Source organism: Variovorax sp. P4_D9 (assembly GCF_056401695.1).
In genome coordinates this window covers 1-10,920 of sequence record NZ_JBFUIU010000278.1, presented here as the reverse complement: position 1 = coordinate 10,920, position 10,920 = coordinate 1, and the positions used below count along the sequence as shown (strand labels likewise).

Here is a 10,920-nt window from a genome sequence, read left to right as displayed (position 1 = left end):
GCCGAGGACTCGGGCGCGGATCTGGATGGCAGCGACTTCGACAACGACTCGTCCTGGACGTAAGGACGTGCATTGCCCGCAGCTCGGTGTGCTCACCCGGGCGTTGCTGTGCCTCGCGCAGGACGTGGACCTTGGCGCGGCGCGCTCGAGGGTTGTGGCACATCGGCATCGTCGCGCAGAGCGTCGGTGGCACCCACCGAGCTTCACGCAGCCGCGGCTGATTGCGGCGCGAGTTTCAGATGCAACTTGCAGCAGCGCAGCCGGACATGCGAAGGTGATCTGGGGTAGCAAGACTGGCCCCCGTGAACCCGGATTTGCGGGGTCGTCAGTTGCCACCGCATCTGACCGCTGTCGCCGAACTTGGATCTCCTAGCCGACCGCGGCGAAGGTCAAGTTCCGAAGGTGGACCGGTCGCTCGCGAAGAAAAGTGCCAAGGTCCGGAATCGTCAGCCGCCGACGTTCGACAAGCCGAAGGCGAATGACCGAGACCAGTCTGGAGCACGCTTTCGAGCTTGGACCTTGAACCAGAACTGTCGGCCAGCTGCTGACGTTCGTGCCGCCGCTGTCAATGGCCGCTCTGCGACGCATTGCAGCGATTCTCATAGGATCTCCTTGGATGGTTTAGCGAAAGACCGGAGGACTACCGTGGGGGCAAGCGGATCGCGCCGTCCAAGCGGATCACCTCGCCGTTGAGCATGTCGTTCTCGATGATGTGCCTGGCCAGCTTGGCGTAATCCTCGGGGGTGCCCAGGCGCGACGGGAAGGGCACGCTGGCGGCCAGGGCGTCTTGCACCTCCTGCGGCATGCCGAACAGCATCGGCGTGCCGAAGATTCCGGGCGCGATCGTCATGTTGCGGATGCCGCTGCGCGCCAGGTCGCGTGCGATCGGCAGGGTCATGCCGACCACGCCGCCCTTCGAGGCGCTGTAGGCGGCCTGGCCGATCTGGCCGTCGTAGGCCGCCACCGAGGCGGTCGAGATCAGCACGCCGCGCTCGCCGGTGGCTTCGGGMTCGTTCTTGCTCATCGCGTCGGCAGCCAGGCGGATCATGTTGAAGCTGCCGATCAGGTTGACCGTGACGGTCTTGCTGAACACCGCCAGCGCGTGCGGGCCGTTCTTGCCCACGGTCTTCTCGGCCGGGGCGATGCCGGCGCAGTTGAGCAGGCCGACCAGCTTGCCGAGCTTGAGCGCCGCRGCCACCGCGGCCTGGCCGTCGGCTTCCTGGCTGACGTCGCACCTGACGAAGACACCGCCGATGTCCTTCGCGACTGCCTCGCCCTTGTCCGCCTGCATATCGGCGACGACCACCTTGCCGCCGTTGGCCGCCAGCATTCGCGCAGTGCCTTCGCCGAGGCCCGAAGCGCCGCCGGTCACGATAAAAACCTTGCCGTTTATTTCCATGCCAATCTCCAAATGGTGTGGCCGCCATTATCGAAGACCCGACTCGGGCACAAAAAAAAGGCCTCGTCCGAAGACGAGGCCCTGAATTGGATCCCGAAGGACCCAAGGAGACAATAGTCGCCCGCTCGAGGCGGGCTAGATGCTTAGCGCTTGCGCGTGGCGGTCTGAGCTGTGCTCTTGGCAGCGTTCACGGCGGTGGTCGACACGGCCTGGAAGTTGGCTTCGGCGACGTCGGAAGCTTGCTTGACAGCCTTTTGCACCGATTCGAAAGCGTTGTTGGCAGCAGCCACGGCGCTCTTCATCACGGCGACGGCGGTTTCCGAACCGGCCGGGGCGTTCTTGGCAGCGCTGTCGACCAGGCCGACGAAGGCTTGCTGGGCTTCAGCGGCCTTTGATTCGAAAGCCTTGGTGAACTCGGCGCTGGTGCCTTGGGCGATGTCGTACAGGTGACGGCTGTAGGCAGCGGTCTTCTCGGCCAGGGGCTGGAACAGGCTGGCTTGCAGCGACAGAAACTCTTGCGCGTCCTTGACGCTCAGCAGGGCCTGGCTGGTGCCGGCGGCTTCGGTCAGCGCAGCCTTCGAAGCGGTCACGTTGAGTTCGACCAGCTTCTCGACGCCTTCGAATGCCTTGGTGGTCAGGCCGAACAGCGTTTCGAGGGTGGCTTTTTGCGAAGAGATGATTTGGTCGGCGGTGAGGGCCATGTGGGTGCTCCAGTTGAATTGAAAAGGTAGATTCACGCTTGAGCTGCCCCTCGACTAATGTTGCGGTGCAGCATGGCCTCAAGTATAGGCAACCACGCGATTAGGACAAGGGGTTTCTGTTGCATTGCAGCAATTTAGAACGTGCTTTCTAAAACCAGTCCATGAGAATGTTCCGCATGCGTGCATTCAATTCCGGTCAATTCGTATTGCCGCTGCCGACAGGCCATCGTTTCCCGATGGGGCGCTACGCGCTGCTGCGTGAGCGGCTCGAGGCGCAGATGCCCGAGGTGCGGATGATGGAGGCGCCGCGCGCCAGCGACGGCGAATTGGCGCTGGCGCACACTCCGCAATGGATCGCCGCGATTAGCGATGGCAGCGTGGCCCCCGAGGCCATGCGCGAGATCGGCTTTCCGTGGAGCCAGGCCATGGTCGAGCGCTCGCGTCGCTCGGCCGGCGCGACCATCGCCGCCTGCCGAACCGCCCTGGCGGAGGGCATCTCGGCCAATATGGCCGGTGGCACCCACCACGCCAGTGCGGGCAGGGGCGGCGGCTTCTGCGTCTTCAACGATGCCGCGGTGGCGGCGCGCCTGATGCAGGCCGAGCAGGGTCGGCGGGCGCGACTGCCGCTCAAGGTGGCGGTGATCGATCTCGATGTCCACCAGGGCAACGGCACGGCCAGCATCTTCCGCGACGACCCCAGCGTCTTCACGCTGTCGCTGCACGGGCAGAAGAACTTCCCGTTCCGCAAGGAGGGGAGCGACCTCGACGTCGAACTGCCCGATGGCTGCGGCGATGCCGACTACCTGAGCGCGCTGGAGCAGGCGCTCGACGAACTGGAGCGGCGCTTCACGCCCGGCTTGATCATCTACCTAGCGGGGGCCGACCCGTTCGAGCGCGACCGGCTGGGGCGCCTGAAGCTGAGCTTCGACGGCCTCGAGGCGCGCGACCGGCGGGTTTTCGACTACGCCTGGCAGCGCCGGCTGCCGCTGGCCTTCGCGATGGCCGGCGGCTATGCCAGCGACATTTCGGAGACGGTGCAGGTTCAGCTGGGCACCTTCAGGGTGGCCGTGGAGTATTGGCGCCGCTGGCAAAATGCGCCGCCATGAGCGCCGCGCCGGGCCGCTCCCAAGCAAGCTCGCACCGCAGTGCGAAGCACGAAGGTACATTGTGAACGCTCGACCGACCCCCCATTCCCGCGCCAGCTACCGCGCATTTCGCAGCATCCCGACGCGCTGGGCCGACAACGATATGTACGGCCACGTCAACAACGTCGTCTACTACGCCTGGTTCGACACTGCGATCAACGCCTTGCTGATCGAGCGCGGTGCGCTCGACATCCACCACGGCACGACGATCGGCTTCGTGGTGGAGACCCAGTGCAACTACTTCGCACCGCTGGCCTTCCCGCAGACGGTCGAGGCCGGCATCCGGGTGGCGCATGCGGGCAGCTCCAGCGTGCGCTACGAGATCGCACTGTTCGCGCAAGGCGCGGACACTGCTGCCGCTCAAGGGCACTTCGTCCATGTCTATGTCGACCGCGAAACCCAGCGGCCCGTCAAGTTACCGCAGGCTCTGCAAGCTGTCATAGACAGCCTCAAATAGAAAACCCCTACCAGGGCTCTCGCRGAACCGGCTTTGCCGGGCGGCAGGGAGCCCCCGGTAGGGGGTGGGCGGCTACACGAAGTGAGCCAACCTGGGGGTGAGCTACATCTTCTTCATGGACTTGATCTCGGCCTTGCCCTTGGCTTCGTCGGCCTTGGCCTGCTTTTCGCAGGCGCTCTTGGCGTCGCCCTTCTGGTCATCGCACTTTTCCTTCGCGACTTCGTAGCGGGCCTTCACCTTTTCTTCAGCCACATTTCGGGCATGGCTTTCGCTCGGCTTGTATTGCTGTTCGAGTTCGGCCAAGGCCACGTTTTCCGTGCCCTTGGCTTCCTTCTCGCAGACATCCTTGGCGTTGTCCTTCAGGGTGTCGCACTGCGCCTTCGCGACCTTGTAGTCGGCTTCGATCTTTTCCTTCGCGACCTTGTATTCATCCTGCGTCATGGCGCTGGCCTGGCCGGCGACAAGACAGGTGGACGCGATGGCGAGCATCAGCAAATGCTTTTTCATGGGAGTTCTCCAGAGTTGTGAATCGGGTTGGCGTGATTAGGTGGCGGAGGTCAGACCTTCTCCATCCAGATCGCGGCGGGCGTGCGGCCATCGCGGCTCTCCCAGTCGGCGACCTGCTTCTCGGCTTCCTCGCGGCTGATGCCGTGGCGCTCCTGGATGCGACCCAGCAACTGGTCGCGCTTGCCGGCGATGACGTCGAAATCGTCGTCGGTCAATTTGCCCCATTGCTCCTTGACCTTGCCCTTGAACTGCTTCCAGTTGCCTTCGACGGTGTCCTTGTTCATGACCTATCTCCTTCAGTGGGTTTGCTCACCGCCCAGAACGCTTGCTGGTCGGCGTGAGGACACTGTCGCGGCAGGTTCTCGGCGCCCCGGTAGGACGCCCGGGGAAGGGGTCGTAGGCACTTGCCGACGCGGCCCGTGATAATCGAACGCACACCGAAATCCGGAGACCAGCGAGCCGCACCATGATCATTCACAGCCTGCTCGATACCGACCTCTACAAGTTCACGATGATGCAGGTGGTCCTGCACCACTTTCCGGGCGCGCGCGTGGAATACCGCTTCAAGTGCCGCAACCCCGGCATCGACCTTGCGCGCTTCGCTGTACAGATCCGCGAGGAGGTACGTCATCTCTGTTCGCTGCAGTTCCGCGAACCCGAGCTGAGCTACCTGCGGTCGATGCGCTTCATCAAGAGCGACTTCGTCGACTTCCTCGGGCTGTTCCGGCTCAACGAGAAGTACATCGACATCGTTCCGCAGCCGTCTGGGGACCTCGAGATCAGCATCAAGGGCCCGTGGCTGCACACCATCCTGTTCGAGATCCCGGTACTGGCGATCGTCAACGAGGTCTACTTCCGCAACACCCAGCCCCAGCCCGACCTGGCCGAGGGCCGCCGCCGCCTCGAGACCAAGATCGCCCAGCTGCAGGACGACCGGCTGGCCGACCTCAAGATCGCCGACTACGGCACGCGCCGGCGCTTCTCCAAGGACTGGCACGATGAAGTCCTGCGCACGCTGTCCAGCCGCCTCGGTGTGGTCACCGCGCCGGCGCCGCTGCACGCAAGCTCGAAGCTGCCGCAGCTCGCAGGCACCAGCAATGTGCTGTACGCGATGAAGCTCGGCCTGATCCCGCTCGGGACCATGGCGCACGAGTACCTGCAGGCCTGCCAGGCCCTGGGTCCCCGGCTGCGCGACAGCCAGGTCTTCGGCTTCGAGTCGTGGGCCCGCGAATACCGCGGCGACCTCGGCATCGCGCTGTCCGACGTCTATGGCATGAGCGCCTTCCTGCGCGATTTCGACCTCTATTTCTGCAAGCTCTTCGATGGTGCGCGCCACGACAGCGGCGACCCGTTCCAGTGGGGCGAGCGCATGCTGGCCCACTACATCGCCAACCGCGTCGACCCGTTGACCAAGACCCTGATCTTCAGCGACGGGCTCACCGTGCCCAAGACCATCGAGCTCTACCAGCAGTTCCGCGGCCGTTGCCAGCTGGCTTTCGGCATCGGCACCAACCTCACTAACGACCTCGGCTACGAGCCGCTCCAGATCGTGATCAAGATGATTCGCTGCAACGACCAGCCGGTGGCCAAGCTCTCGGACACGCCGTCCAAGAACATGTGCGACGACGAACGCTACCTGGCCTACCTGCGCCAGGTGTTCGAGATCGCGCAGCCCGCCGCGTGATGGGGGCGCGTTTCCCGAGCCGATGGCTGCGCCTGCTGACGGCCGGCGCCTTGACGATGGCCTTCCCGGCGCTGGCCGCCGCCGCCGAATTCGATGGCGGCAGCCTGTCGCCGCTGTGGGGCGTGCCTTTCGCCGGCATCCTGTTGTCGATCGCACTGCTGCCGCTGCTGGCGCCGTCGTTCTGGCACCACCACTACGGCAAGGTGTCGGCGGCCTGGTCTCTGGCCTTCCTGCTGCCCTTCGGGCTGATCCATGGTGCCCCGCAGGCCGGGGCCCAGCTAGTGCATGCGCTGGTGGCCGAGTACATCCCGTTCATCATCCTGCTCGCGGCGCTGTACGCGGTGGCCGGCGGCATCCACATCCGCGGCAACCTGCGCGGCTCGGCGGGCCTCAACACCGCGATCCTCGCGATTGGCGCGGTGCTGGCGAGCCTGATGGGCACCACGGGCGCCTCGATGCTGCTGATCCGGCCGTTGATCCGTGCCAACGACAACCGCAAGCACAAGRTGCACGTGGTCGTGTTCTTCATCTTCATCGTGTCGAACGTCGGCGGCTCGCTGACGCCGCTGGGCGATCCGCCGCTGTTTCTCGGCTTCCTGAAGGGCGTCGACTTCTTCTGGACCGCGAAGAACATTTTCCCCGACACCCTGTTCGTGATCGGTGCGTTGCTGGCGCTGTTCTATGCGCTCGACCGCTGGTACTTCCGGCACGAGGGCGTCACGCCTTTCGACCCGACGCCCGACACCCGCGGCATCGGCTTCGACGGCGTGGTCAATTTCTGGCTGCTGGGCGGCGTGCTGTTCTTGGTGCTGCTCAGTGGCGTCTGGAAGTCCTCCGTCGGCTTCGACGTCCATGGCACGTCGGTCGGGCTGCCGGGCATCGTGCGCGATGTCGGGCTAGTGGCGATCACGCTGCTGTCGCTCAAGTTCACCGCCGCCAAGGTGCACGCCGACAACCAGTTCGCCTGGGGCCCGATGGTCGAGGTGGCGAAGCTGTTCGCGGGCATCTTCCTGACCATCGTGCCGGTTATCGCGATGCTCAAGGCCGGCCAGAGCGGCCCCTTCGGCGCCATCGTCGCCGCCGTGACGCGGCCCGATGGCCAGCCCGATCCGGCGATGTACTTCTGGGCCACGGGCATCCTGAGCTCCTTCCTCGACAATGCGCCGACCTACCTGGTGTTCTTCAACACCGCCGGCGGCGACCCGCAGGCGCTGATGACCACTTACGCGACGACCTTGGCGGCGATCTCGGCCGGCGCCGTGTTCATGGGCGCTAACACCTACATCGGCAACGCGCCGAACCTGATGGTCAAGGCCATCGCGGAAAGCCGCGGCGTGCGCATGCCGAGCTTCTTCGGCTACACGCTGTGGTCGGGCGCGATCCTGATCCCGCTGTTCATCCTCACCACCTTGATCTTCTTCCGTTGAACATGACCAAAGCCAAAGTCCTCGTCGCCCGTTCGATCTTCCCCGAGACCATCGCCCGGCTCCAGGCTCACTTCGAAGTCGAGTCCAACCAGGCCGACGAGGACTGGAGCGCAGATCAGCTGATCGAAAAGCTGCAGGGCAARCAGGGCGTGTTCACCACCGGCAGCGAGCGCATCGACGCCGCGCTGCTGGCGGCCTGTCCCGAGCTGAAGATCTGCGCCAACATGGCGGTGGGGTACAACAACTTCGACCTCGACGCCATGACCGCGCGCGGCGTGCTCGCCACCAATGCGCCCGACGTGCTGACCGAGACCACGGCCGACTTCGGCTTCGCGCTCTTGATGGCGACCGCCCGGCGGATCGCCGAGAGCGAGCATTTCCTGCGTGCCGGCAAGTGGAAGAAATGGAGCTACGACATGTTCTCGGGCTCCGACATCCATGGCGCCACGCTCGGCATCATCGGCATGGGGCGCATCGGGCAGGGCATCGCGAAGCGCGGTGCACTCGGCTTCGGCATGAACGTGATCTATCACAACCGCTCGCGTCTCGATGCCGCGCTCGAGGCCGAATGCAAGGCCCGCTACGTGAGCAAGGAAGAGCTGCTCAAGACGGCTGACCACGTCGTGCTGGTGGTGCCCTACACGCCGGCCTCGCACCACACCGTCGGCGCCGCCGAGCTGGCGCTGATGAAGCCGACCGCGACCCTGGTCAACATCGCGCGCGGCGGCATCGTCGACGACGCGGCACTCGCGGCCACTCTGCGTGAACACCGAATCGCCGCCGCGGGCCTGGATGTGTTCGAGGGCGAGCCCAAGATCCATCCCGACCTGCTCACGGTGCCCAACGTCGTGCTGACGCCGCACATCGCCAGCGCGACGGTGCCGACGCGGCGCGCGATGGCCGACCTGGCGGTCGACAACCTGATCGGCTTCCTGGTCGACGGCAAGCCGGTCACGCCGCTCAATCCCGCGGTGCTGGCTGCGCGCTGAGTCCAGTGATCGAACTCTGGATCCTCCTGGGGCTGGCGGCCCTGAACCTCGTCGTCCTGCTTTGGCTGCTGCTGCGCCCGGCGCCGGCGCCCGACCCCTCGGCGCTGATCGCCGCGCTGGCCGCCGGCAACGAGCGCACCGAGCGCGAGCTGCGCCGCGAGATCGGTGAGTCCTCGCGCGGCGCGCGGCAGGAAACCGCGCAGGCCTTCGCCACCTTCCAGCAGGCGCTGCTGCACCAGGGGGCGGAATCCACGCGGACGCAGAACGCGCAGATCGACGCCTTCGCGCAGCAGCTCACGCTGCTGCAGAAGTCGCTGGCTGACACCTTGAACACGCAGCTGCAGGGCCTGAGCGAATCGAATGCGCGGCGGCTCGCCGAAGTCCGCGCAACGATGGAAACCCAGCTCGCGCAGCTGCAGCAAAGCAATACGGCCAAGCTCGACGAGATGCGAAAGACGGTCGACGAGAAGCTGCAAAGCACGCTCGAGGCCCGGCTCGGCGAGAGCTTCAAGCAGGTGGCCGACCGGCTCGAGCAGGTGCACAAGGGGCTGGGCGAGATGCAGTCGCTGGCGGTCGGCGTCGGCAGCCTGCAGCGCGTGCTGACCAACGTAAAGACCCGCGGCGTGTTCGGCGAGGTGCAACTCGAGGCACTGCTGGAGCAGGTGCTGACCACCGAGCAGTTCGCCCGCCAGGTCGAGACCAAGCCGCGCAGCGGCCAGCGGGTCGATTTCGCGGTCCGCTTCCCGGGCCGCGGCGGCGACGGCGCGCCTGTGTGGCTGCCGATCGATGCCAAGTTTCCGCGCGACGACTACGAGCGCCTGATCGACGCCCACGAGCGCGCCGATGCCCCCGCCGCCGAGCTGGCGGCCAAGGCGCTCGAGGCGCGCATCCGCAGCGAGGCCCGATCGATCGCCGACAATTACCTCGCGGCGCCGCACACCACCGATTTCGCGATCCTGTTCCTGCCGGTCGAGAGCCTATACGCCGAAGTGCTGCGCCGGCCGGGCCTGATGGACGCGATCCAGCGCCAGCATCGCGTGACGCTGGCCGGCCCGACCACGCTGCTGGCGATGCTCAACAGCCTTCACATGGGCTTTCGGACGCTGGCGCTGGAACACCAGGCCTCCGAGGTCTGGAAGGTGCTGGGTGCGGTCAAGACCGAGTTCGAGCGCTACGGCGAATGGGTGGCGCGCATCAAGGAGCAGGTGGCCAAGGCCTCCGACACGCTCGACAAGGCCGACACCCGCGCCCGGCAGATGCGGCTGGCGCTGCGCAAGGTCGAGGCGCTGCCCGAGGCGCAGACCGAGGCGGTGCTGCCGCCGACCGACGACGAGGACGACGGCACCCCGTGAATGCTGGATTGCTTCGCCTGATCTTCGCGCAGGTCTGCCTGCATGCGGCGATGACGGGCACCCGGCTGGCGGCGCCGCTGCTGGCCTTGCGCGAGGGCTACAGCCCGGCGGCGGTCGGGATGCTGCTGGCCCTGTTCGCGCTGACGCAGGTGTTCCTGGCGCTGCCGGCCGGGCGCTTCGCCGATCGGCACGGCCTCCGGCGGCCGCTGGGCATCGCGGTGACTGCGGCGACCGCCGGTGCCGCCCTGGCGGGCGCCTGGCCGGTGTTTCCGGTGCTTTGCCTGGCGGCGCTGCTGACCGGCGGCGCCACCGGTATCGCCGTGATCGCGCTGCAGCGCCACGTCGGCCGCGCCGCCACCACCCCGACCCAGCTCAAGCAGGTGTTCAGCTGGCTGGCGATCGCGCCGGCGGCGGCCAATTTCGTCGGGCCTTTCGCCACCGGGCTGCTGATCGACCATGCCGGGCCGGTGCCCGGCGACCTGATCGGCTACAGGGTGGCGTTCGGACTGCTGGCGCTGCTGCCGATCGCCTGCTGGCTGCTGGCGCGCGGGACGGCCGAACTTCCCTTGTCGCGACCGGCCGCCGGCGCGCCGAGGCCCCGCGCCTGGGACCTGCTCGGCCAGCCGATGTTCAGGCGGCTGCTGTTCGTGAATTGGCTGCAGTCCGCGTCTTGGGATGTACACACCTTCGTGCTGCCGCTGCTGGGCCACGAGCGCGGCTTGAGCGCCTCGATGATCGGCACCATCCTCGGCGCCTTCGCGGTGGCGGCGGCCGGCATCCGTCTGCTGCTGCCGATGCTGGCCTCGCGCGCCAGCGAGCGCGGCGTGATCGCGGCGGCCAATGTGGTCACGGCCCTGGTGTTCGCGGTCTATCCGCTGATGAGATCGGCGCTCGGCATGGGCGCTTGCTCGGTGGTGCTCGGCATCGCGCTCGGCGCGGTGCAGCCGATGGTGATGAGCATGCTGCACCAGATCACGCCGCATGCCCGCCACGGCGAGGCGCTGGGTCTGCGCGTGATGACGCTCAACGCCTCCAGCGTCGCCATGCCAATGCTGTTCGGCGCCGCCGGCGCCCTGATCGGCGTCGCCGGCGTGTTCTGGATCGTCGGCGGCGTGGTGGCCCTGGGCACGCGCTCGGTGTGGGGCCTGCAGGTCCCGCGCGGCGATGGCCCGCACTGAGCTTGCCCCGGCGCTGCGGGGCAAGCCGAGCTAAAGCTAAAGCTTGTAGAAGGTCTTGATGTAGTCCCAGGCGTCCTGGGG

Annotated in this window: 11 protein-coding genes; 7 read left to right on the top strand and 4 right to left on the bottom strand. The window is 66.4% G+C overall.

The genetic code is table 11. The annotated features are described in order from the left end of the window. Positions 1-640: 640 nt before the first annotated feature. A complete protein-coding gene (locus AC1DY5_RS26575) occupies positions 641-1,399 on the bottom strand; it encodes a 3-hydroxyacyl-CoA dehydrogenase (protein WP_478116242.1) in 759 nt (252 codons plus the stop codon). A gap of 143 nt (positions 1,400-1,542) precedes the next feature. Continuing rightward, on the bottom strand, positions 1,543-2,100 hold the full coding sequence (locus tag AC1DY5_RS26570) for a phasin family protein (RefSeq protein WP_478116241.1): 558 nt from the start codon (positions 2,098-2,100) through the stop codon (positions 1,543-1,545). 167 nt (positions 2,101-2,267) lie between these two features. Between AC1DY5_RS26570 and AC1DY5_RS26565 the strand changes: the two genes are divergently transcribed. Together AC1DY5_RS26565 and AC1DY5_RS26560 are read left to right on the top strand one after the other, a co-directional pair. Further along, positions 2,268-3,206 (top strand): histone deacetylase family protein, encoded by a 939-nt coding sequence (locus AC1DY5_RS26565; RefSeq protein ID WP_478116245.1) that lies wholly within the window; start codon positions 2,268-2,270, stop codon positions 3,204-3,206. Between the two features lie 61 nt (positions 3,207-3,267). Further along, on the top strand, positions 3,268-3,702 hold the full coding sequence (locus AC1DY5_RS26560; protein WP_478116240.1) for an acyl-CoA thioesterase: 435 nt from the start codon (positions 3,268-3,270) through the stop codon (positions 3,700-3,702). A 102-nt stretch (positions 3,703-3,804) separates the two neighbouring features. Here AC1DY5_RS26560 and AC1DY5_RS26555 read toward each other — a convergent pair whose 3' ends face one another. Both AC1DY5_RS26555 and AC1DY5_RS26550 read right to left on the bottom strand, forming a co-directional pair. After that, on the bottom strand, positions 3,805-4,209 hold the full coding sequence (locus AC1DY5_RS26555) for a hypothetical protein (RefSeq protein ID WP_478116238.1): 405 nt from the start codon (positions 4,207-4,209) through the stop codon (positions 3,805-3,807). 50 nt (positions 4,210-4,259) lie between these two features. Continuing rightward, a complete protein-coding gene (locus AC1DY5_RS26550; RefSeq protein ID WP_478116236.1) occupies positions 4,260-4,493 on the bottom strand; it encodes a CsbD family protein in 234 nt (77 codons plus the stop codon). Between the two features lie 182 nt (positions 4,494-4,675). Here AC1DY5_RS26550 and pncB point away from each other — a divergent pair, with 182 nt between their 5' ends. From pncB to AC1DY5_RS26525, 5 genes are read left to right on the top strand one after another with little or no spacing between them, the layout of a single operon-like run. Further along, the gene (pncB, locus tag AC1DY5_RS26545; protein WP_478116234.1) at positions 4,676-5,893 is read left to right on the top strand and encodes a nicotinate phosphoribosyltransferase; all 1,218 of its coding nucleotides are present in this window, start codon (positions 4,676-4,678) and stop codon (positions 5,891-5,893) included. After that, positions 5,893-7,320, top strand: a complete 1,428-nt coding sequence (locus AC1DY5_RS26540) for a sodium:proton antiporter (protein WP_478116232.1) — start codon at positions 5,893-5,895, stop codon at positions 7,318-7,320. Before pncB ends, AC1DY5_RS26540 begins: the two co-directional genes overlap by 1 nt. Before the next feature lie 2 nt (positions 7,321-7,322). Beyond that, the gene (locus AC1DY5_RS26535; RefSeq protein WP_478116231.1) at positions 7,323-8,309 is read left to right on the top strand and encodes a 2-hydroxyacid dehydrogenase; all 987 of its coding nucleotides are present in this window, start codon (positions 7,323-7,325) and stop codon (positions 8,307-8,309) included. An 8-nt stretch (positions 8,310-8,317) separates the two neighbouring features. Further along, entirely contained in the window at positions 8,318-9,661 is a 1,344-nt protein-coding gene (locus tag AC1DY5_RS26530; RefSeq protein WP_478116243.1) for a DNA recombination protein RmuC, read from the top strand. Then, positions 9,658-10,839: an MFS transporter gene (locus tag AC1DY5_RS26525; RefSeq protein WP_478116229.1), complete on the top strand. Its 1,182-nt coding sequence runs from the start codon at positions 9,658-9,660 to the stop codon at positions 10,837-10,839. The genes AC1DY5_RS26530 and AC1DY5_RS26525 overlap by 4 nt, the downstream gene beginning before the upstream one ends. Positions 10,840-10,920 lie beyond the last annotated feature (81 nt).